Source organism: Methylovulum miyakonense HT12 (genome assembly GCF_000384075.1).
Classification (GTDB): Bacteria; Pseudomonadota; Gammaproteobacteria; order Methylococcales; family Methylomonadaceae; genus Methylovulum; species Methylovulum miyakonense.
Genome location: NZ_KB913025.1, coordinates 927244 through 950304 on the forward strand (window position 1 = coordinate 927244; position 23061 = coordinate 950304).

A 23061-nucleotide genomic window follows, 5' to 3' on the forward strand; every position below is an offset into this window, starting at 1 on the left:
ATCAGTACAACGTCGCCCCATTGAATGGATTGTCTAACGGCATGAAGGGTTGCCCGCCGTAATTGTCCAAGTTATTGAATTTTTCAATGCAGTCGGTCAGCGTATGATTACAGCCGGGATAGAGATTAATTGAGGTGCCGACTTCCAAATCTCTTCCGTAAGTGTCTCCGGGCGGCATGAAAGGAAAATTAACCGAAAGGGTGGTGGCGTCGTTGGACGTGATGAACCGATACTGGAGGCCTATCGAGGATGTCCATGACATCATCCCGCCATTGAAGCTGTTGGCTGTCAACATGCCGGAGACCGCGATGACTAAACCACTGACGCTGGAGACGGTGGCTATGACCTTAAACGCTTCAGGGTCTACAAGACACCCGCCTTCGTCCTGGCCGTAGAGGATGTGCGGGCATTGGCGCTGGAATATGCGGCGCAAGCCCAGCCGCCTCATGGACGTCGAAATGGGTTCGCACTGTATTTCCACATGCGCCCCCATATACTCGGTAGTCCGTACCCGTCCAATCCAGACAACCACAACTTCGCTGTCGCCGTGGTGGCATTCCCAGATTGTCAGGAGAACCACCCCTGTGGGCGGGTAAAACTGAAACATCTGGGCAATGTCATTGCTACGGGGTACAGTGACTTTTAACACCTGTTTATTCAGTTCCGTGGTGCCACCGATCTCGGTATGGGAAATTTGTTCGGGGACAAACACCTCGGAGAATTGGTTGACCAAATATTCAGAGCTTGTATACCGCCACGTCATAAACCCGTTGCTGAACTCATATAAATGGTAAGGTTCGCTATCGTAACTGCTGACTTCTAACGCATTAAATGTCATGGTTTAGTGTCCTTACAGGAGTAACGGCCTTAGCTAATGACGCGTGCATATATGCCACTTCAATTCGGTCGGCATCGAACCTGACTAACCACAGGAACGAAAAACCGGTAACTTCAGAAGCCGTTATTGGCAGCGATGTATCAAGTGTCAAAGTTTCCAGATCTCCACCACTTGCCGAACTTACGATTTTTCGATAATAAGTGCTGAACGCGGAGGTGATGCGGAGGTGTTGGCGATGGGGCTTATTAGGCACCAAACGGGCATACGCCGAATCCGTGATGACAATGGATGTGCCTGTTATCGACACTATTTCGGCGTCCCACGTCCCTGACGGCACCCAAAAAGGTTTTAACCTTCCGGCACAGAAGTGAGAGAAACGGAGAAAGTTGGTAATGGCGTCATGGCCATTCAGGAACCATTGCTTAGGTTGCGCTATACCGGGGCTGTAGCTTTCAATATCGACCCAGGGCGATCCGACCCCATTGTCCAATGTGTCCGTTTTGTAAACGTAGTCTAAGGTTGTGCTTTGGCCTTGCTCGAAGGGCTGCTCAAGCACATAGAACCCAGCGTAGACCGGATAAGGTGTGTCAGACGCGTCGAACGGGGATAGGGATGGCAGACAGTTGAACGAGATAATAGGTTCGGCTAATAGGCCAGTTGTGTGCACAACTGCTTGCTCTTTGTTCAATAGGGCAGGGATAACTGGATGGACTAATGTGCCAGGAGGCCAATCAACTGCGCCGTCTAGTTGAACCCCTGCCCCGTCGATTGCAACGACCTTCCTTAATTCATAAAGGGTAGGGTCTATGAACCCAACTATATAACCATCGGCAATAAAGCCAGTAGTGGAAATAGGCAGATAATAGGAGAGGTCTTGGGTTGTGGTAGGTTGGAGCATCTCACCCCAGTTCCAATCAGGAACTCCATATAGTGTGGAGGCTCCAGCCTGAAGGAAGTGGTTTAGGGCGGCTTTGTCAGAGCCTTGGGCAAATACTTGGTATTCGAAGGAGCGGCGGGGATATTGGCGTATGGCGGCACGCTGTTCATCACCATTGAATGAGGTAAGGACGGATGTTTTCCATTCCCATCGTTCGATGAAATCGCGCTTGTAGTTTGGCCAGAACGGGAAAACCTCGATGGTCTTTCCGTTTATTGTATATTCCGGCCCACTGCTTTTATACATGTAAAATCCTTTTTACTGACGACCCATCCTGGGTTTGGGTAGTTTACCAAACTACCTGGATAAACACACTAGCGTAATGTTTCCCTGATACTTGAAGAGTTGTTGTGGATGGTGTTAAGGATCACTTTCTCCCCTTGTGAGCTGGACATATAGTCGTGGACAACTGACGGATCCACGGCATTAATGACCCGGACATTAACTTGTGGGGCTGCAGGTTCGGATCCGTTGTAATTATTGACGGAGTTATTGTTTTGCACGGACATGCCGGACAAGCTTTGCTTTGTGCTGATGGGTGAGCTATTGACGAACTGGGCCGCCCCGGCTGTATTTTGAACCAATGAGCCGGCGGCCAGGATAGTGGCTGCTTGATCTAGGATGGGTTTATATTTGTCGGCGGACAAATACCCGGCCAAAGCCCCATACTTAGTATCGGTGCCGGATGGCGACAACAGCGTGGGGTCGCTTGTCGGCAGCACCGGGGCGTCGTTGTTATGGGCTGTGGCTGCTTTCAGGACGGCGTCATAATTGTCTACGCTGTCAAAATATGAAGACAGCGTGGTACCAATAGACAACAGGCTGGTGCCTATTGACAAAGCAGACCCTGCCATGGATGCTGCTGACTTCGTGAACCCCAGATAACCTAAAAAGCCGTCGGCGTTGCTGGAGGTGTTTGTTGATACCCCTCCTGTGACACCCCCCATACCTTGAGGGACGGAGACGGAGGTGCCGGAAGGGGTTGCCCGACCTGAAAACCAGGAAGAAATGGCATTGCGTATCCCGCCGGTATCGGCTGACTGGGTACCGGAGGCGACGGCTGTAACAGATGGGAGGCCGTCGGCAATAGTGACCTTCAGGTTTCCGGCGATGTCGTATTGGTTTTTCTGTTCGCTGAATCCCAGGAGGTTCTTGATGCCCTGCCCCAAGAAATCCCGTACCAACGTGGAGATGATACTTTTGGTAGAGTCGGAGAAAAACTTCGACAACTGCCCGCCGAGTGAATTCTCCCGTAAGACTTGAGCCTGCTGGGCTTTGGCAATGGCCACCTGTTGCGCGGCGGCAGCTTCCGCCGCTTTCTGTGCGGTGGTCGCTTGTTGGATAATCAATGTCTGGACGGCTTGGCTTTCTTTGGCAAAAGAAGGCGAGGCCTCAATTGGGTAGAGTAAATTAGCCCGGTTTGATACCGTTGACTGGTAATTGCCTTGGGCCTGGGCCACATTCTGCAGAGCGGATGACAAAGCTTGTAGGTCTTTTACGGCGGTGAAACCGTTGGCGATGAAATCCCCCACAACACTGGTGATCCCGTCTAACGTACCTGCCAAATGAGATTCCAGCTGTTGCCTAACTTCGGTGAAACCAGGGTTGAGTTTTTCAAACTCAGCAAGCACCCCAGAATCGCTGATTGCTCTAACCCCATCCATAAATGTGGCAGTCAACGTGGCGATACGGCCTTTATATTCCCCGATAGTCAGGTTAACTTGGTCTAATTGCTTGTGGGACTCTTCCAGGCGTTGAGTGAATAACGCCACCCCTTCTTCCGTAGTCGCCAAAGCCTTGGCCTCTTCCTGGGCTTTGATGACTTGTTCTATTGCTTGTTTGTGGGTTTCGGCGACGGATAACTGCCCTTGCGATTCAGCCAAGACTTGCCGGCTGGTCATATCCCTGCCGGTGGCTTGGCGGAAACCTTTTTGTTCATCAGTAAAAAGAGTGAACCGCTTACTGGACTGAAACTCCTTGTTTAGGTTATCCAGATATTTTGCTGAAGTGTCGGCCTGTTCTTTGTAGTGCTGGTTACGTATATTGCTGACACCATCATCCTTCCTAGCGGTTATGTCATCGGGCAGAGACCTCTGGGCAATCATCGTAGCCAGCTCATTTTCGAGCCGTCTAAATGCCAACGCATCCCTATCCTTTTGTAAAGCTCCCAAACCTTTGAGGTTACCTGACGCAACAGCAAATTCGACGGCCTTATTGGCGGCCCTAAACTCTTTCCCTAAGGACGCTTTCTCCTTCTCAAGACGAAGCCGGTTAGCATCCTCCAGTAATATTTTGCGTTCATCCTCCGCCGTTTTCCGCTTAGCGGCTAACTGGGCTTCTACGACTTTGGAATCCTCAAAGTGCAGTGATGCCAAGGCCCGGTCAACATTGATAGATTCCAGTTTCAACCCGTACTGCTCATTAGCCAGCTGCACGGCTTGCTGGTCTAATGTATTTTCCAGTTTCGCCAATTGCACTTGGCGATTAACGTCATCCAGTTTGGCCTGAATAAGCGCCTGTTGTAGATTCAGGTCTTTTTCCTGTTGCTGCCGGTCAATACCAGCCAACGACGCGGAAGTGTCCCCAGGCAGGGTGATAGTTGAAGAGGTATATGCCTTAACCACATCAGCCAGTGCTGCCTTCAACTCTGCCGATGATATTGATACTTGGTTGTAAACCTGTTCCTTGGGGTCTGTGTACAGTTTTGCCCGTTCATCGACAGGCAGGTTCTTTAACCCGTCCAACTGGACAGCAGTTTGGCCGCTTTTATCAAAAAGCTCTTCAAAGTGCGCCACTTTTGTGGCCAAATCCCTCTCTGACTCCTGTTGCTTAATAGCCAGCAATTCCGCCTGTATGGCTTTTTCGCGGGCCAGGTTGCGGGTTTCCTTAGCCTTCTTTAGCTCCTCCTCCAGCATAGCTTCTTTGCTATTGTTAGCTAGGTCACCGATATACTGAGCCTGTCCCGCTTTGCTAGTGGCGGAGCTAAACTCGGACTCCCTCGCCATTTTTTCTTTGGCGAGTTTGTCAGCTATTTCTTTGTCCTTACGTTCCTTCTCTGTTTGAGTCTTTTTAGTTTCTAAATCAGTACGGGCTTCGTTGATCTGTTCGTCCAGAAATGTCAACAGCACATGGCGTTTTTCTTGTGCCGCTTTTTCTTCTTTGCTGACAGGGGTGACAAAGCCAGAGGAGTTGCTGGCAGGGCTGTGCGACATATCCCCTTCAAGCTTCCGTTTGGCGGCTTCCAAAGCAGAAATGTTGTTTTCAATAACTTGTTCGGTAGCCGTGGCGGCTGCAGCCGATGTGGCACGGATAGATAGTATTAGACGGTCAAACCCGGCGGAGTCCACACCTTCCAGGTTGGTCCAGGCAGCCGCCATCGCATCAACTTTGTTGTTTAGCATGTCCGCCATTTGATTGGGGGCATCTTCAAAAACCAGTTGGTAAGCTTTAGCTAAAGCACTGGATACCTTTTCAAAATTTTCAGGGGTTACAGCTTTGGTGGTCGTGATTAGCTGTTTTTCTTCCTCAGACAATTTGTTATAGGTGGCTAATATGGATTTTTGGACAGCACTCGGATCAGCAGAATTAATAGCCTCATTAATCTCCCGTAATTGTTGCTCCGTCTTGCTGGCAATAATGGCCTGGCTGGCGGCCACACTTTGTCCGGCTTCCGAAAGGGATTTCACTTTCTCATCGGAAACGTCGATCAGCTTACGCAACCTCTCCAGGACTTCCTTCTGGGCAGGGGATCCAGACTCTACCCCTTCTGTACCCAGTTTGGTGACCTCTTTTATGATCTCGTCAGAAAGAGTAGCGACGCCCAATTGTTTTGCAATTTTCTCCTTTGCTTCAGTAAAATCTTTGCGAGCCTCATCAACAATGGCGGCCTGTCCATCCTTGGTAGAGGAAGAGAACGACGCATACGCTGTCGTATGCTCGTCAATCTGTTTTTGTTGGTCAGCCATTTGCTTAGTGGCTGCCTGAAGCCTGGCCTGTGGGTCTCCTTGGCCTTTGAATAACTGGTATGTGCCATAAAGCGTTGCGGCTGCGGCAGCAGCCACAGCTATTGCCCTGATTATCGGGATTTGCTTTAGAAACAATAAAGGGGCTTCGGCGAACAACTGAATACCTGCATAAAGGTCTCTCCAGACTACCACCCCTTTCTTGGCCACATCCCCTGTTTTCCCGGCCAAGGAAGATAAGGCAGCAGCATACAAGGCAGCCTCTCCGGCCATGGCCAAATTATCCCCGGTGTCACCTTGGGTGTGGGATAATGTATCCGCACCGGAAGCAGCAGACCCTACGCCTAACGCCGCCGCACCTCTTTTGATAAATCCACCGGAGGTTTTAGCATAAGCCAACCCCCCGGCCACAGCGCCGAATATTAATGACCTCTGGGTAGACCCTGACGACTCGCCATTGGCTTGTATGACATTTTGCCGGGCAGCCTCCAGTAAAGACTTTAGCGTTTTAGTGATATCAACTATGGTAGGGAAAAAACCACTTATTAACTCGTGGTTAAGTGACACAGCGGAAGATTCAAGGCCGCTGAGGGCGTTACTGACCGCCTCCATGTTAGTGGCAGCCCCACGGTCAATCGCGCCTGATTGGGAAATTTGGGCGATATTTTCGATGCGCTTGTCGAGTGAATCTAATAATGGCAGCAAGACGTTTTGTGCGCGTGTTTCAGTGACCCGGTTAAAGTCATTACGGGCCACCCCAGCAACACCAAGGCGTTTCAATTCCAGCAATACGGACTGGATAGGGTCATCGGATTTCGTAAAGCTTTGGTATTTTGCACGAATCTGGGCTTCCGATATAAGCCCTTCACCAATTTTGGCATACCGGTCTTTCAAGAAAGACATCAACTTGGCATCCGGGGAGAACAACTCGACCATCATCTCCCGTAAACCGGTGGCGATGGTGGAGTCCTTTACACCTCTATTAGACAGCACAGCCGCAGAAGCCAGCAATTGGGTATCGGATACCCCGGTCAGCTTGGCGGTAGACGCACTCAAAGAGATGATGGTGCGCAGCCCTTCCGTAGTCAGTTTGGACACGTTGACGGCTTGCGCCAGTCGATCCGCCAAGGCGGCCATTTGCATCGGTTCAGTTTTGTCAAACGCCTCGCTGAGGGATGTCAACACTTCCGAAGAGGTCTTAAGGTCTGCTGACGTGGTTGACGCCAATTTCGAGACCGTAGAAAGGATGCTGGGCAGGTTATTGATCTGAATACCCGCTTGTGCCAACACTTGTGCCGCCTGGGCAATCTCGGACGTAGAGAATTGGCTGGCCTCGGATACGCCTTTAATCGCCTCTTCGACTATAGCCATCTCGTTCTTGCTGGCTTGCGAGATGGCCTGGATGGCGTGCAGGGCTTTATCTAATCCGGTGGTGTCTGAAAACAAGGATCCAACGCCGGACAATAGTTTATATCCCGCCCCATAGAGGACAGCATAACGTAGGAATTGCTGTGTGGCGATGGCTGCCTGATGGGTGAACCCGGCAAGCCCACGCATCTCACTATTAACAAATTTCAAGCCTTGCTGAAGCTCTGGTAGCCTGCCGCCAAGTTTTTTGTATTCGTCATTGAGCAGCTTGAAATCAGCGGAGGCGGGGTTTTTGCCTGCCATCTCTTGCAGCAAATCCTTACGGGCTGCTTTAATATTCTTAATCTGTGCGGTCAGGCTATCAGAAACAGCCGCTTGTTCATGTGGTTGCAGGGATAGTAGTTGGGAAGGTGAAAACCCACCTACCCGATGTACGGCTTGGTCGGATATACTACCTAAAAGGGCGGTTGCGGCCACCTCCCGCTGTTTCTGTTCATCCTTACGCTGTTCGGCGGCCATCCGCTTCCGGGCGGCATAGTTCAGCTGGCGAAGCCGGTCCGCTTCCTTTTCTGCAGCCGTCGATACTTTAGCCTCGTCGGCGGCCATCCGCTTCCGGGCGGCATAGTTCAGCTGGCGAAGCCGGTCCGCTTCTTTCTCGGAATCAATAGCAGATTTTTGAGTGGATGCTTTCTCCCGCTTATCAATCTCAGATGGCTGCATGGCTTTAGTAGCTGCTGCCATTTGATTACTGAGTATTTGGGATACGCTACCAAACCCCGGTAGGGATAGCTTTTCAGGTTTGATGATCTGAAAAGTCCCGCCAGCACCTGTGACGACTTTTACACCTTCCGAAGCCCTACGGTGTATATCTGAGATTTCTTTTTTATAATCATTGATATATTGAGTGTATGCCCTTAAGTTTTCCGCCCGCTTTGACCCATTGCGTTCTTTAAGGATTTTATCTATTTCAAAAGGATCGGACAAAACCCTCTGCATATCCTGCTTGGTTTTTGGCGTAACTTTTATTGTCGGTATCTTCTCCAAGGCATCATTGAAATCTTCAAACAGAGACTTCACAGCGGCTTGCCGTTTACGTAACGATTTGCTGGTTTGGTCTGATTTGCCAATATTATCGGCAAGTTGTTCGTCGATTTTCGCAATCTCAGACGTCAGCCGTTTCTTCAGTTTGTTGATGTCGGTCTTGTTGAGTTTTATATCCTTCAGTTCAACTGGCAAATCAAAGGCAGCGGTTGGCGCGTCCATTTTGTGAATCAAGGCACTGATGACTTGGTTCATAGATTTATGGAAGTCGGCCTCATTTTCGACTTTGCCGGCCTTCAAGACATAATCGACAATTGTTTCTAGTTTGATGTCTGCCACGGTAAACTCCTTTTACCTAAATAACGCACTAATATCAGCCGCCGAGGCTCCGGTAAGGTCTAAATCTTCTGATCCGCCTTCATCCCCGTCATATTTGCCTCCAAAACCATACAACACCGCTTCATACAGAAAAGTATTTGACTCTTGCTGTAGCGATAAATAATCTTCAATAACCTGCACCGCTATAGACGCATCGACAGTGGAATAAAGGTGGTCCGCTTTGGCTATATCCCACCCACATGCCATCACCAGCACCCGGTCGGCTGGAAGTTTAGAAAGGAATTTGTTAAAGGAGGTACCTAACGACTTACCTTGGGGGTTTTTGTTGGTGGACTTTTCCTTGGGCTTATCCAACTCCTTAACCCGCTCCAAAAAGTAATCCATATCCTCTTCGGTCGGCGGTTTACGGTCGCAACAATGTATCAGCGTGGCAACGATGGCCTCAGGTAGGGGCACTGCTTTGCTTAAGGTTTCGAGGTGTTCTAGTGCCAATAAAGGCACCGGAAACCTATGGGTGAAGTGTATCTGGTGGAAAATAGACATGCCGTGTCCTAGTGAATATCCTTTGTGTAAGTATATCACCAGACAATAAAAAAGGCCTCCGAAGAGGCCTTTTCTTATGTGGGTGGGTGGGGTTATACGGATACGGCGTCAGGGATGTCCAACACTTCGAAGATTGGCCGCGAGGCGATACGGTCACGAACGTGATACAACGCGCTGGCTGCGTCAGTATAATCCAAATCATACGGACGCAAAGATTTAACCTGCATATCAAACTTGGACCAGTCACTAGCGCCCAAAGTAAGTGACAGAGAAGGCACAATGAAGTTTTTCCAGAAATTGAACACCACTGGACGGCCTGTGGGGCGGTTAAGTTGGATCAACTGCATGGAGTAGTAAGAGGGCACATAGACATCATGGCCGCCGGAAGTGACTTTCGCCTTGTACCATTTTACGGTGGAACCAGCCGCGAAGGCGACACTGCCGCTGGCCGGGCCGACGAACGGGGTGTCTGCAGAGACATCAATCACAGCATACACAGCAGGTGACACCGGCGCGGTGAATGTGTCAACTGAGCAGATACACATGCGGCTAGGGTCGTCCACTTGGTACATGACAATCATATCCCCGGCAGCCAAAGTGAAACCGGAAGGGCCGACGAGGTGGAGGCCTGTGTTATCCCCAATAGTTAGGGAAGTGTTGGCCACTGTGCCACCCACATCCGTGGATAGGGCGTCATAATCGGCGACGCCGTTTGACATCAATAAATTTAAGTTGCGGCGGCTGGACTCTTGAAGGGTCCCGGTAAAGCCGGTGACGGTGCTGGTTACGGCGGAGTCGAATAGGACAGGGGCGAAACCCGCCTTAAGGTCGGCAGTGTCTGATTGGATATCCAATTTGACGTTATCGACATAGCCGACTGAGTGGTCTGAAGTTAAGAGACCGGCCTGCGCCAAGGTACCAACCCTGACTTCACAAGTGCCGATGAACGCTTTCGCGGTTTTAGGTGAGCCTATGGCCATATTCCCCTCCATGGGTATTGGTTGTTAATAAATCCTTTTAACATTGATAGCTTAAGGCTATTAGTCTAGCTTTTCAAGTGCTCTTTTAAATTGCCGACCCACTTCCACCGCATACGGGCGGACTAACGGGCGGAAATGTTCGGCGTAAACGATGCCATTGGCGCCAGTGTTGTCCGGCCTTCCGTTTGGGAAGGTTGATGTACGCTTCAGACCATGTAAAAACGCCACCCGGATGAAGTCAAATTGCCCTAGTGACGGGTAGTTTATCGTAAAGGTGGTGACCAGGTCATACCCGTCATGTTTCCAGGTCATCTTGCCTTTTTGGTAGGATGCTGTGGACCTCAGACGGCGTTGCCAGGAAGCAGCCACGGAATTAAAGGCAAGACGGGCAGATTTGTTTTCGGTACGCTTTTTAAAAAATCTTGCTGACCTAGGTAACCTCATAAAATAACGCTTTGTCAGCTTTTTCCATGTCACCGGAAAACTAATCAATACGTTGCTGGAGCCTTTAGTCGATTTACTTAAAACGGATATCTTATGCACCACGGAAACTGAGACTGTGCCCCTGTTATAAGCCCCCCGTGCTTGGACTTTATGTTTCCTGGCAAACGCCTTACGGCCAGGTACCAAAGGGGGTTCTTGGTATTGGGCTGGAACCGTACTGTTATTCACCAATTCCACTGCGCCATTGACAGCTGCCGAAAAGAAACCTATCGCCGTATTCACCACCTCGGTTCGCTTCTCTTTGGCTAGTTTATCCAACCTAGATTCATCAATGCCATACGCTTTAATAGACTGCTTTACCTTTTGCGACAGGGATTGTTTAGCACTAGCAGATAGCAGGTTGTTCTGTTGGAACTGGCGCCGGCCTTGTGTGAACGTGACCTTTGCCATATCAGACAAACCTCTGGCACAAGGCCACCAGCTGATACATGTTGAGGCCAGATATTTGGTCAAAACGGGACGGAGTGGGAATACGGGAAATTGGAATCAACTCCCCTAATTTTACATCCCCAGCCACGGCGCCGCTGTAATCATAAACGGGAATCCCTTTATGGATGTCCAACACTTCTGAAATTGTGCCTAGAATAGTTTTAGCAATATACTGGGCAGGGTCATCGGACGTACGGGCACCCGCCTCAAACACCACAGCGTAATAAGGATCCCGTGGGTTTGGGGTTATCCCTGGGAAACTGACCACAATGGCCGGGGCTTTGGATTCCCCAATATCGGGGGTCAGGTATGCCCCGTCGAGGTCAAAGAATATCCAACCGCTGGCCATTGCCAAATCTGATAGCACCTTGTCAATCGTCGATTTAACCGCGACATCGAATGTAGTTGTCATAGTGGGTTTATCGCTGTCCGTCTACAAATACCCCGGCAATAGGTCATACCGAAATATTGCCAGACTTCTTGAATGTCATAAATCAAATCACTGGTGTTATCTTGGATATGCAACTCATAGGATGTGTCGATAGACACGCCTTTGGGCATGATAATGATTTCATCTACGAACTCGGTAGCCGGGACTTCTCCTGAACTATCCACGGCGGCAGGCTCTTTATCACAATAGGTGGTGGCTTTCACTTCGCGGGTGGGGTTTATTTTCACCCCGGAAGCAGCGAACCCAAAAGACAAGCCAATAATGGAGCAAGTGAAGTATGCCCGGCGAACCAGTGTCGATATGCTGTAAGGATTTTCGGAGCGGTCTGTATTTGAAGATCCGACCAGATATATGTCATCATCGAATTTGATCACAGATACGGAGTCAGGGATTGGTTTGGCTGGGTCAGTCAATAGTGTGCGTAATTTCCCAGACACATCGGAACCGGAGAGGGTGCGGTCATTGGCAAGCAGTGCACCTTTGGTTATTTCTACCCAGCTGGTGCCAGTTATTGAACTTTCCCCAGATACGTGTCCAAATAGATCACTGGAACTGGTGAGGTCACCTACAACGGTGCTGTCACCAAGCATATCTCCCGCCGTTAGGTTAGAAACAAGTAAGCTACTGGCCAATGCGTTGACTGGAGTCCTCAGGAAACGGTTGGCGGCGTGTTTGATACCCATATTACCCGGTCACCGGGTCGTATGAAGGCGCAACAGCAGACAATACCGCCATCGGGGTGGGAGCCGATTCTGTATCCAAAGCCGTCAACAACGCCTGCCGGTATACTCCGGCCTGTTTACGTGCGGCGTCCGCCAATTTCATCAGGTCCGTGGAGCTAAAACGCTCGAAAGCATTTTTACCGTCCGTCTCTCTGGATTTTACGATCAGGGCGGCATCCAGCACCCTAGCTGCCCCGTAATAACTACACCACAGCACCAAGCAATCAGAATTGTTACGAAGTTGGGCGGTTGTCGATTCTGTATCCTGCAGATAAATGTCTGCGTGGTTGGGTAACCATGTAAACAGTTCGACGGACAACACCCGGTTCAATTCAAGGTCGGCCAAGAAAGTATCGGAGACGTCTTCCGATGACAGACCTGCCACCCCTAGAATACGGGCTGCTGTGGTGTAAATGATATCCATGTTATTGAAGATGCACTGTCAGGGCATTGATGGCAAACACAGGGGCGGAGTCCCCGGAGTTTATTGTCTTATTTGCCGTCAAGGCAGCAAAGGCAAGGACATTACCAGCACCTACCGTACATGAATCCAGAATGGCGAAGCTGGTGACTGTAGTGGGGCCGGAACTGGGGGCGGAGCCTATTGTAATGGCCACGTTGTTTTTCACGGTGCCTGTGGTTCCCGTACTTGCACCGGAGGTTTCACCACCAGTACCTGACCAGTTACTGGCTGACGGGTTTAGCTGCCCTCGTGCGTATCCGGTATAAGACGCTTCGGAAATGGTTGCCCCAGTGCTTGCGGCGGTTGGGGTGGATGTGGTGAGTGCCACACATGCGACCGTAGGGGCTGTGAAGGTCTGCCCTCGGTATACATAATCCAACACCTTATTGTTAAAGTAATTGGACAAGCCAGCTGCCGGCGAGCTAATGGGGATGACAGCACAGGCAAGTAAGGCAACCGAGAATAATACTCGGCAGATGAGTTTGATTTGAGTTTTCATAACTATCCTTGTTTTAAGGTTCTAGGTGGGTTATCACACCTGCGTCGATATTGCATTGGATCCATTCAGTGATCTCCGACACTTCGGTGATTTGGCCGGGGTTAAAGCGTTGCCCTGTACGTGGCTCAGACAGCGCATACGGGCCGTCCACACGGATGAATGTGGAACTCTTCAAGGCTTTTGGAGGTAAGTCAACCTGATCTTGGAGTGAGGGATCCAGGATATCTACAGATTGTTGTGTGTCTGTAGTGGGTGGCGCATCCGTATCTCTCTTCGCTAATGCCATAATAATGTCCTCAATCTAAAAAGAGGTGCCAATTAAGGCACCTTAAAGTGGATTCTTCCAGGAGATGGTTACTAGGAAGTGGTTAAAGTCAGTTTTTTCCAGCCGTCGTCGTTTTGCATCAGGCGGGTGGACATTTCGGCAAAGTCGAAACGCATCGCCGTAGTACGGCGCATGACATATTGCTCGACCGCCGAATAGGCTCCACCGACATAGATCATCTTGTGGATGGCCTTACGGCTGTCGATACCAATCAAGGTGTTGGCCCCGACCAACGCCGTGTCAACGATGAAGAAGTTGACGGCATTAGGGATACCAGGGTTAGCAGCTGTTGGGATTGAGGTCAAACGGATGTCATTGCCTGCGTCGCCGACAATCACCGGACGGCCAGTGCGGTTTTCGATGGCCAGATAGGTATCAATGTCGCAAATGACCCAGTCAATGGTCAGTTTTGTCCAATCTTTACGGAGCCACTTGACCCAGGCTTTATTGGTCATAGTGCCTGCGGCAGCAATCGAGCTGTCATAAACAGTCACGGCCTCCCCAGTCAACGTGCCAATACCCATGTCGGTGTCGCCATTGATCATAGCGGACAGGTATTGGTTAATCAGGCCTATACGTTGGCCAATGATTTGTTGTTGCAAAGTCATTCCCACCATATCAATGGTGGTGACTTTGGACGCTTCATCACTGATCTCGAAACCAATAGATTTCGTAGGGATACGGTATGACTTGTCGGAGATGGAGATGGACACCATCGCCGTGGGTGGTGCACCTTGGGCAATAGGTTGTGCCAAGGAATCACGGGGCGCAGTCAAGTTGATGATCGGCTGATCTACACGCGGGCTGTCCGCAGATGAGGTCAATGCAACCATACGGTTGTAGACCCCTTCGTAGGTTGCCCAATCTGACATCAGTTCGGACTCGATCCACTGCAGGATGACGGCAGGGAACAACAGGCGTCCTGCCACAGTCAGAGCCTGGCTGCCGTCAGGACGGACGATGCCCATCATAGGGGCGCCTTCCAATACATCCACCATACGTGAGGCAGGCAAACCACGGGCATCGTCACGGTGTAGTGCCAGGCCGGCAGAGGTCATGACTTGTTGGAAGGCTTGGCCGTATTTCTCGGCATCGGTGTCATATTGTTGGTTGATAAATTGCGGAAGGGTAAGGCCTTTATCAAAAGCTTCCTTGTACATTTCCACACTCAGGGTGACGTCATGGGCTTGCCCGTTTCTGTCCCTAACAAATACTTTTTGTGTCATGGTTCGATTTCCTTATCGAGAGTGTTTAAATTAGTCGCGTTCCAAGATGACTAAACTGCCTGCGGCACCTGTGCCGCTAATGATGGCAATACACCGCCAAAACTTTTTGGCCGGGCTGCCAGTCTTCACCTGGGCATTTGGCCCGGTGGGGTTGGACGGGGCGGTTCCGGGAGGGCTTGCCCATTGCTGTGCGCTGCTGGCCGTGCCAAGCGCCAACTGGGTATCGGCGACGACATAATCACCGACAGCCATAGCTGTGGCCCCTTGGTTGGCGCCGACAAGGGCCTCCACGCGGCCTTCCGTGAGGATTCCTCCAAAGGCGTAGCCATTGTTTACGGTGTATGGTTCAATTGAATTAACAAACCCGTCAATATCGGCACCGGCAGTCGCCAATACATGTGATGCGGCACCCAATTTCACGGCTTTGCCGACATCCTTCGCTGACAACCAAGTATCCGAACCGGAACCTAGTGCATCGGAGATAATGTTGGGATTGGGTACGGTGACCTTTCGTGTGAAAGCTGTCATGTTAAGACCTCCATGTCTTATGTTGTTTGTGTTTAGTTACGTCGTTTATTGAAGCTGTTTTGTTGCAGACGGGCTTGGTCGAGAACTGGGGGGCCAGACGATTCGTCAGTTTCCTCGGACTCTACCGCCGCCACTCCGCCCACTTTGAATTTGCTCATAAAAGTGGTGGTAGTTTTAGCGTGTTGGGCTAACAGGGTTTCGGCGGGCAGTTCGGACATGTCGATAGGTGTGCCGCCCATTGCGACTTGCATTTTTTGTAAGCTGAGGTGGATTATGTCTTTCATCGGCTGGTGGGTCGCCTCAAATTTGGCGACGGCATTAGAGGCTTCAGCCAGCTGCGAAGTCAGTTCCAGAATCTTGCTGTCTTTAGCGGCCAATTCAGCTTTTAAGAAGGTGACGACCTCTGATTCCCCAATAGTGCCGACAACCAAGGCAGACTCCGTATTTTCTGTTTGGGAGTCTTCCAGAGAAGATTCGGCGGCGGTTTCGGCAGCCAATGCGGCTGCCGCTTCAGTGCCTAGGACAACAGCAGGGTCCGCCCCTGCCAAAAGGGCGGCTTGCTGTTGTTCCGTCATAGCGGGTCTGGGTATTTTGCTCATATATGTGGTTTCCTTACCATTTGATTTTTTGTCTAATTGTGATTGCAGCGTAGCGATCAACCCATCCAGGGTTGTCACGTCGTCCACCAACCCAGCGTCCTTAGCTTGTTGCCCTACCCACGTTTGCCCGTTAGCCCAATTTGTCCAGACAAAATCTGAAGATATACCGCGATACTGGGCAACCCGGTCTGAGAACACCCGGTGCAGCACATCAGAGTGCTCTTGGATTTGCGCCTTGGCTTCGTCGCTAAGCTTCTCATAAGGGGTTCCTAGGGCTTTCTTATCCCCTGAACGGATAACCGTTGGTTTGACGCCATTTTGGCGGAGGTTTTCCGAGTAGTCTTTGTGTATCGTAATGACGCCGATGCTTCCGACAGTGGCCACTTCCCCTGCATATAAGTTACGGCAGGAAGACATGGCCCAATAGCCTGCGGACGTGGCGTGGCCTCCGGTGTACCCATCAATAGGGAATCCCATTGAAGTCAGTTGCCGGATAAGGTTGCCAAGGTCGGAGAGGCCGTTAGGCGTGCCGCCTCCTGTGTCAAAGTTTATGACACAGGAGGCGGCATCAGTGTGGGCATACGCTTCGAAAAGTGCGCGGCGGATTTGATTATACGACGTGTCGCCAAAATACCAAGTGCGCCAGGAGTCATCATTGGTCAATACACCAGTGACGTCGATGACGGCAACATTGCCGAACAAGGTGAAATACTCAGGGGGGTCGGAGGAGAGGCTATCTGACGTGATGCTGCCTGACAATAAGGCGGCATTTAAGCCCTCTTGCCTGGCGACGTAGTCGTTGTACTGCTGTAGGCTTCCTAGCCAGTGCGTAGCTTCCATGTTTTTCTCTTCGGCATCCTGCCAATAAGGTTAATTAATTATAACCATCTGCGGTGACAATACAAATTATTTTGGTAGTTTGTCTATCAGCAGGTTAAACAGGCCGTCTAACCTTTGTCCTACGTGGGAAAAGCCATTATCTATTTTTGTGTAGATTTCGGAGATGTCGCGGTTATGTTGTTCCTTATGTACCGTATCCCGCTCTAACACGGCAATACGGGTGTCATGGGATTCAAGCTTATTTAGTGCCATCTTAATTCCCGCCAGCACAATAGTCCCCAGCACTACCAACACGGTTCCCGCCCACCCCCATAGCGTATCGTCGTCCAATGTCATAGGGTTACCTCCGTGAGTTTTCATAGTCCGCCGCGTATTTTTTTACATTGGCAACATAGTGTTCGTTGGCGTCGGTAGGGGTGCCGGCATTGTAGGCAGATATAACCCCGTCAATGCCGTGCGAAGCAGAAAATTGCCTATGGAGGTTAACAAAATGCCTAACACCATAGATGATTCCAGGAACCCCACATAAATCTTGGAATTCTCCCCGAAAACCATATTCGCGGGCAACCGCTCCCATAACCTGCATAGGTCCCCAGGAAGTCTTCTGTCCTTCAAACTCCTCCGAATCTGTTGTAACTCCTGGAACTCCAGTAAAACCCCTCGGCAATTTAGCGGTTACAGGTTCCAGTGCCTCCTCAAACTCCGCAGAAGGTGGTATGTGTTCCAGGGGTTCGAAAGATTCTGCCATGGCAACTGCCGTGGTTTTCTTGGTTTTGGTTGGCTTAGGCTCGGCCTCTTTGAAAGGTTGGTTTTTAGCCACATCCCATAACCACTGGTAATCCTTTTCAAACCGGGTGGCATCCATTCTGCCTGAACTTTCCTGCATAGCGATGCCAACCAGGTACCTGGTCCTAAACCCGGCCAACCTGGCCTGGTTTATAATGGCCGTCTCAATATTTTTTGCGATCATAAGTCACTCCATTGACTTGGTGGGTGTTATTGCGAAGCCCCGCCGGATTTTTGGGGGGCGTCTCCGGTTAGTGCGCGTCTGGTGGGGTCGCCGCCATTGGCGACCGCTTTTGGATCCATAGCCTGTTTTCCCTTTTCATAGAACATGGTGCCAGACAAAGGCGGGGCACCAGGGGCACGAAGGCCTGTGTTTAGGTCTTGGGCCGCTTCCTGATCGGTCTTAAACCCTAACGACAACAGTTCAAGGATCCGTGCTTGTTTCATCTGTTTGAAAGCTTCCAGCTCATCCTCAGGACGTAGGTTGACCGGATCGTATTTCGCCTCTACATATCCTTCGAACCCATATAACCTCAAAGCCAGTGTCAATGCCCTAGCCCATACGGCCTCAACAGGTTTGCGTATCCCTTCCACATGTTTCAAGAACAGTAGCGACTCGGAACTGGAGATGCTTTGTGATCCGCCGGTAGTGCGCTTTCCTAGGATAGATAATGGGGTATGTAAGGCTGTGGAAGATTGGCCATCCACTATGTCCATCAAGGGGCCGTAATCTCCAGACGCACCTATCTGCGAATTTAGGTAGTCCACTTCTGCCGTGTCCCAGAGCACCAAACCAGATTCAGGGTTAAGCCCTGCTATCTGGGTTTCCAAGGCACTACGCACAGAGTCCATCCACTCCTTCTGCTTATTGAAATCCCCCCGCGCCTCCGTCGGCATGGCCTTCATCACCATTTCGGTGTTAAGGGTCACCACCAGGCGGCTATGCCCGGAGCGGCGCACCGCCCGGCGGATGTCCTCAAGCACTTCGGCGTTAAAAACTGCCGCATTCAGGGCGGATTCCAGTGGGGGTTTAGGATATGTGACCGTGACGTCGTGGTCAAGACGAGCAGAGAAGAATGTGGGGATGTCCAGTATCACCGTGGCGCCTTGCAGTTGCTGCCACGGGATGATTTTGTGGTTGGTGCCGTTGCCGGTATCAACCGGGCTAATCCGCCAGCGCAATTTGGACGGGGACACAGGCTGCAGACGGAAAGGCAGCCGCACTTTATCCAATACCAATTCCATCGCACACGCCCCGGTCAGCAGGATCTCATTCAGCATGGTCTCAGAGACACTGGATAACGGCTGCCGGTCGTCATAGCCGTAGCTGTAGTCGTTTAGATGGGTAAGGTTGGTGAGGATGCTAAGCAGGAGTTTTGACCCGTCGTCCGAGAGCTGCTGCCCCATATCGAACACTTTGAACCGCAGTTCCGTATTGGCCAGCCGGACGTAGGACACGACAGCCATGGATACATCAGGGGAAATTTTGACCAGGGCGCGTATGGCCTCATACGCGTTGGCCGACGCACGGATGGATTGGATGCTGGTGTTGAAGTAGAACGGGGCGGCGTCCGGCAACGGGATATCCACACCCCTGTTGGTGGACAAATCCACTGTCTGGATACCGGCAACCAACTTCCGGGGCAACACAAGCGGCGCCGTGGCTGGGGATGCCTGGGCAGACCCTTGGGGTTTAGTTTTGGGACTTCTCTTGTTGTTGGCAGCCATTTGACATCCGTGTCATAGGGTTTGGTGAGTTGATTATATCAACATTTTCCTGGCGTTAAAGCCTTATATGTAACTCAAGGCCGACTTGCCCTTAACGATCACCTTCGCCGTCCGCTTGTCGCCGTGGGAAAGGTTCCATGATTCCAACTCCTCGACTGTGGCTTTCAACGTTTTCCGGTAGAGGTTCAGCATCGCCACAACCTCCTCAACCGCCATCGGCTCCCCGTTGTTCAGGATAACCGCCCCGTCCTCCATCACCCCTTCTGTAAATTTCATAGCTTACCGGAAGTCTTTTCCGGCTCCCCGATTAAAACCTTGCCTCCAATTAGCACACTGGTGGTGATACCTGTCCCCGGTATCTGGGACAAACCTAACATGACCAGAATCCAAACCAAAAGCGCGTTAGCCAACACATTGAACAAAGCAAGCACGGCACCCGCCAAAACCTTAAACACCTTGCCAGCCCCCACATATTCCACCACTGTTTCAGTTGTTGCCGGCATTTTAATTGCCTCTTATTGAGAAACTGTGCCGACCCGTATCTGATGTATCGTCGGCACCGGCACCCATCCGACATACTCCTCCCCTAAAATATCATCCGCCATCGACAGGTAATTACCTGCGTGGAAATAATGGTCTTCCCCTGATTTTACCCAATTGGATTCTTCCTCTTTCTTACTACCCACTTCCAATAACCTATCAATCCGTTTCATCCCTTGGAAATGCTTCCTGACCGCCTCCATCTCGTCCATCGCCGGCCACTGTATGTCCCCATGGTTCACCTTTTTGGCAAACAGGTTAAGGGTTTTGGTGCGGTTCGATTTAACCACCCACTCCTTCTCGTCCACGATATAAAGAGGCAGCCTGTTATCGGTCAGCGTATAGAAATTGGGCAGCACCCAACCTTCCGGCCTGGCGCTTTGTATCGCCATGATGGAGGGGGTGTAAGGCATCCCGTCCGACACCAGCTTGATCACCCCATATTGGCGCAGGCGTAAAGTGACCTTCACTTTCAGGTCATCGTCCTCGTTCCCTTCCAACCGTATCTGTTCAGCCCACAACACGTCCAGCTTACCGGTGCTGTAGTTCCGTTTGCCGATCAGCAGCCAGCTAACCTTGCCCACGTCCAACCCCGCCACGCAGCCGGTAATTCCTAAAGCCTGGGCCAAGTCCGGCGGCACCGGCCTTACCGAAATGTTTTCCTTAACTTTCTCGTCAAGGATGGAGTTAGACGAGTCGGAATGCGCCAGCCCCAGCACAAAGTTTTTGAAGTGGTTAAGGTTGTTTTTGTAGGAGATCAGCTTATGGATGATACTCAGCGGCGTGTGGTACTCAGGGAAATCCAACGGGCTTAAGTGGAACCCTTCCTGCATGGTGACGGAAGGGAACTCCGCCACCCATTCCCGGTAGTCGGGGCCGAGGTTTTCTTTTGTGATCGGTTTGTAACAATATTCACACAGCAACTGCGCCCCTGCCAAAAGCCCTTTTGACTCCAGCAACGTCGCATCCAGATATGACATCTCATCCATCGGCCTGTCCCATCCGGGCACGACAACGTGTTTGTAGAACTGCGGCCAAAAATGGGACGCGCAGTGTTTGCACTTCACCAGGCGCTTGAACTGGTTAGATTGGGAATACAGGTAATCTACCCCAATACCCACCGCCGTCGGCGTGCTCAGTTTCCGTTTGATCCCCCGTGTCCCGGTCTCTTCATCGACAAACCGGCTATGGGTCAGCCGCGACTCCGCCGTCGCCACGTTTTCGCTGTTACAAAAATCCAGTTCGTCTATGACCAGCAAGTCAGTCGGGACCGAGATGATAGCCCTGCCGTGCGTGCCTCCGGTGACCAGCTGGGAACTGCCAATCTGCTTGAACGAAGACGAATCCGACCCCGCCACCAGAATGGATTTCAGGTAGGGGGACGTTCGGATGACCGGGTCAACACGGGATTTGGTGAAACGTTGCGACTCCCCGACCGTAGGCAGAAGGTACATGGCCACCACGTCCTGCTCCACTGACAGAAACCCTAGCACCAGCCTCGCCGTCAGCTCGGTCAGGCCGATCTGTGACGGCTTGATCGTGACCGAATTGTTGTGCCTGCTGTCCAGGATGGCCCGGTGCGCCTCGTGGCCTTTAAGGGAGTATGGGCGGCCTGATAGCCTGGTGTTCTTCTCCAGCCAAAAAGACAAACGCCCAAGGGAAGACTGGCGGTCTAGCGCGTCCTCCACTTGGGCGATAAATTCCTCATATAACTGGTGCATTATTTGAACCGCTCCTTCAGGAGCGACAGAAACCGGGCTTGTATTGCCGGGTCAACCTCTTTGAGGGTCTCGACCAGGACTTGTTGGAGGGTTCTTACCCTGTCCTGGTTGTAAATTTTCTCAAGGGTCGTCTGGAGGGTCTTGATCAGAGACGTAGAGGCCGTCAAGGCTTCTTTCGCCTCGCGGATGTCGGGTATTTGGGCGCCGTTGTCAGGTATGGCCTGGCTTCTCAAAGCTTTGGCGGCCTTGATCTGGCTCATGATCTCCTCGTGGAGGTCAAAATCGGAGCCGTTGCCTATTTGGCTGTCGCTTGGTGCTGAGAAATTGTCCTGCAGGTATTGCCTGACTTCTTTTGGCAGGTAAGAGCGGCGTTTTATCAGAAATTCCGCCAATTCCATTGGCGGGACCCCTACCGCGGTGTCTTCGAAGGCCATATCCGTGCCTATTGGGTGATTGTTACGTCCATGTGCCCCGCGATCCGTGCAGGTTGTTGGCCATCTGGGCCGGTCCGTTAGCGGCTAATGTAGCGGGAGAAGGGGTGTGGGGATAGGTGTTAGGCGGGTAAACGACAAAATGTCAGTTATTTGCGGGAAATGGCTTGCCTGATGTCTTCCACGGCCTCGTTCATAATGTCCTGCATAAGGTATGTGTATCCACGGGCGTCATAACCGTCTTTGTAATAAAGTCCTTGCGTGATGTCGGTGTCCTTTTTGTATTCCTTATGCCAGACAACGGCGTTAGTGTGCAGGTTTGTGAGTTTCAAACCAATATCCAATACGTTTTTCGACGTGCCTACTGGCAGCCCCACCAACCATAACAGCGGCCCTTGCACGGACAGTCCATAAGTCCATAGCTTTCCCTCGTAGTCGGTGGATAAAACCTCACCTTCCAGCAGATAGTCCGCCTTGTCCTTATCGCCTCCGAACGTGAAGAACACATCCTGGAACACGCCGGCCTCTTTCAGGCTGTAAACGGAGGCCTTGGCGAGGTCTTCGCTGACATTGAACTCGAATTCGGAGATGGTGTTGAACATCCTGGCGGCCTCAGGGCGCTGGTATGTGCCATAGCCATAAGGCATCAACGGTATCAGATAAAGCCAATATGTGCCGGATTGGTTCTCATCCCCGCGTTTCTCTTTGAAGGGGGTCACCGCCACCTTGCTTTGCGGGAGGAACGTGTCGCCGATATGCCTTACGTCCTTAACGTCTGCGGGGTAGACAAATTTTGCCGTGGTTCCGCAGCCTTGTAGGGCAACCAGGAGGGTTATGGCAAGCAGTGGTTTTATTAGCATGTGGTGGTTCCTCTATGGTGTGTGTTTAATCATCCATGCGCCAGTCCGGCGTAGATATGTGATCTTCCCAATGTCCAGGCTCTAAATCGTCCCGCTCCCATTGGTAATCCCGTCCCCTCTGGTAATACCCAACATTGGCGACATTCCGTCTAACGTCAAATTCTTCATCTTCCATCTGTAAACTTGCCATATGGCTTTTGGTTGGGTTTGCTTCTTCTTCAATCCGGGTGGTCAGATAATCCAAAACCTCAACTACGTGACCATCTGTAAATTTGGTATTTGGAGCCACTACAGCAAACCAAGAATACACAACTTCCTGTACACATGGGTGAGGTATGCCGTCAGCTGTTGTGAGTCCACGAAGATTGTTAGCCTTAACTACTTTGTATAGGGTCTATGCT

Annotated in this window: 23 protein-coding genes; all 23 read right to left on the reverse strand. The window is 51.1% G+C overall.

Translation table 11 applies throughout. From position 1 onward, the window contains the following. Window position 1: 1 nt before the first annotated feature. Entirely contained in the window at window positions 2-838 is an 837-nt protein-coding gene (locus METMI_RS0104875) for a phage BR0599 family protein (protein WP_019865130.1), read from the reverse strand. Continuing rightward, window positions 828-2021, reverse strand: coding sequence for a hypothetical protein (locus METMI_RS0104880; RefSeq protein WP_019865131.1), 1194 nt, complete (start codon window positions 2019-2021; stop codon window positions 828-830). Before METMI_RS0104880 ends, METMI_RS0104875 begins: the two co-directional genes overlap by 11 nt. Window positions 2022-2089: 68 nt before the next feature. Continuing rightward, window positions 2090-8485: a phage tail tape measure protein gene (locus METMI_RS0104885; protein WP_019865132.1), complete on the reverse strand. Its 6396-nt coding sequence runs from the start codon at window positions 8483-8485 to the stop codon at window positions 2090-2092. Between the two features lie 12 nt (window positions 8486-8497). Beyond that, window positions 8498-9028 carry a hypothetical protein gene (locus METMI_RS0104890; protein WP_019865133.1) on the reverse strand — a complete coding sequence of 177 codons (531 nt, stop codon included), beginning with the start codon at window positions 9026-9028 and terminating at the stop codon, window positions 8498-8500. Window positions 9029-9120: 92 nt separating this feature from the next. Beyond that, window positions 9121-10008 (reverse strand): hypothetical protein, encoded by an 888-nt coding sequence (locus tag METMI_RS0104895; protein ID WP_019865134.1) that lies wholly within the window; start codon window positions 10006-10008, stop codon window positions 9121-9123. Between the two features lie 60 nt (window positions 10009-10068). Continuing rightward, on the reverse strand, window positions 10069-10902 hold the full coding sequence (locus tag METMI_RS0104900; RefSeq protein ID WP_019865135.1) for a hypothetical protein: 834 nt from the start codon (window positions 10900-10902) through the stop codon (window positions 10069-10071). A gap of 1 nt (window position 10903) precedes the next feature. Continuing rightward, a complete protein-coding gene (locus tag METMI_RS0104905) occupies window positions 10904-11353 on the reverse strand; it encodes a hypothetical protein (protein WP_019865136.1) in 450 nt (149 codons plus the stop codon). Then, the gene (locus METMI_RS0104910; protein WP_040572765.1) at window positions 11350-12075 is read right to left on the reverse strand and encodes a hypothetical protein; all 726 of its coding nucleotides are present in this window, start codon (window positions 12073-12075) and stop codon (window positions 11350-11352) included. Before METMI_RS0104910 ends, METMI_RS0104905 begins: the two co-directional genes overlap by 4 nt. Before the next feature lies 1 nt (window position 12076). Continuing rightward, entirely contained in the window at window positions 12077-12538 is a 462-nt protein-coding gene (locus tag METMI_RS0104915) for a hypothetical protein (protein ID WP_019865138.1), read from the reverse strand. Between the two features lies 1 nt (window position 12539). Then, window positions 12540-13076, reverse strand: coding sequence for a phage tail fiber protein (locus METMI_RS0104920; RefSeq protein ID WP_019865139.1), 537 nt, complete (start codon window positions 13074-13076; stop codon window positions 12540-12542). 13 nt (window positions 13077-13089) lie between these two features. Further along, on the reverse strand, window positions 13090-13362 hold the full coding sequence (locus METMI_RS0104925; RefSeq protein WP_019865141.1) for a hypothetical protein: 273 nt from the start codon (window positions 13360-13362) through the stop codon (window positions 13090-13092). 71 nt (window positions 13363-13433) lie between these two features. Beyond that, window positions 13434-14627: a hypothetical protein gene (locus tag METMI_RS0104930; protein WP_019865142.1), complete on the reverse strand. Its 1194-nt coding sequence runs from the start codon at window positions 14625-14627 to the stop codon at window positions 13434-13436. Window positions 14628-14657: 30 nt separating this feature from the next. Continuing rightward, the gene (locus tag METMI_RS0104935) at window positions 14658-15155 is read right to left on the reverse strand and encodes a hypothetical protein (RefSeq protein WP_019865143.1); all 498 of its coding nucleotides are present in this window, start codon (window positions 15153-15155) and stop codon (window positions 14658-14660) included. 32 nt (window positions 15156-15187) lie between these two features. Beyond that, a complete protein-coding gene (locus tag METMI_RS0104940; RefSeq protein ID WP_019865144.1) occupies window positions 15188-16594 on the reverse strand; it encodes a S49 family peptidase in 1407 nt (468 codons plus the stop codon). A gap of 66 nt (window positions 16595-16660) precedes the next feature. Continuing rightward, window positions 16661-16930 (reverse strand): hypothetical protein, encoded by a 270-nt coding sequence (locus METMI_RS0104945; protein WP_019865145.1) that lies wholly within the window; start codon window positions 16928-16930, stop codon window positions 16661-16663. Window positions 16931-16934: 4 nt separating this feature from the next. Next, window positions 16935-17564 carry a lysozyme family protein gene (locus METMI_RS25275; protein WP_019865146.1) on the reverse strand — a complete coding sequence of 210 codons (630 nt, stop codon included), beginning with the start codon at window positions 17562-17564 and terminating at the stop codon, window positions 16935-16937. A 26-nt stretch (window positions 17565-17590) separates the two neighbouring features. Continuing rightward, a complete protein-coding gene (locus METMI_RS0104955) occupies window positions 17591-19030 on the reverse strand; it encodes a hypothetical protein (RefSeq protein WP_232215183.1) in 1440 nt (479 codons plus the stop codon). Between the two features lie 141 nt (window positions 19031-19171). Then, a complete protein-coding gene (locus tag METMI_RS0104960; RefSeq protein WP_019865148.1) occupies window positions 19172-19384 on the reverse strand; it encodes a hypothetical protein in 213 nt (70 codons plus the stop codon). Then, window positions 19381-19611, reverse strand: a complete 231-nt coding sequence (locus METMI_RS0104965) for a hypothetical protein (RefSeq protein ID WP_019865149.1) — start codon at window positions 19609-19611, stop codon at window positions 19381-19383. The genes METMI_RS0104960 and METMI_RS0104965 overlap by 4 nt, the downstream gene beginning before the upstream one ends. Before the next feature lie 12 nt (window positions 19612-19623). Then, on the reverse strand, window positions 19624-21369 hold the full coding sequence (locus tag METMI_RS0104970; RefSeq protein WP_019865150.1) for a phage terminase large subunit family protein: 1746 nt from the start codon (window positions 21367-21369) through the stop codon (window positions 19624-19626). After that, window positions 21369-21803 carry a hypothetical protein gene (locus METMI_RS0104975; RefSeq protein ID WP_019865151.1) on the reverse strand — a complete coding sequence of 145 codons (435 nt, stop codon included), beginning with the start codon at window positions 21801-21803 and terminating at the stop codon, window positions 21369-21371. The genes METMI_RS0104970 and METMI_RS0104975 overlap by 1 nt, the downstream gene beginning before the upstream one ends. Before the next feature lie 146 nt (window positions 21804-21949). Continuing rightward, window positions 21950-22660, reverse strand: coding sequence for a hypothetical protein (locus METMI_RS0104980; protein WP_019865152.1), 711 nt, complete (start codon window positions 22658-22660; stop codon window positions 21950-21952). 25 nt (window positions 22661-22685) lie between these two features. After that, window positions 22686-22970, reverse strand: coding sequence for a hypothetical protein (locus METMI_RS0104985; RefSeq protein WP_019865153.1), 285 nt, complete (start codon window positions 22968-22970; stop codon window positions 22686-22688). Between the last annotated feature and the right edge of the window lie 91 nt (window positions 22971-23061).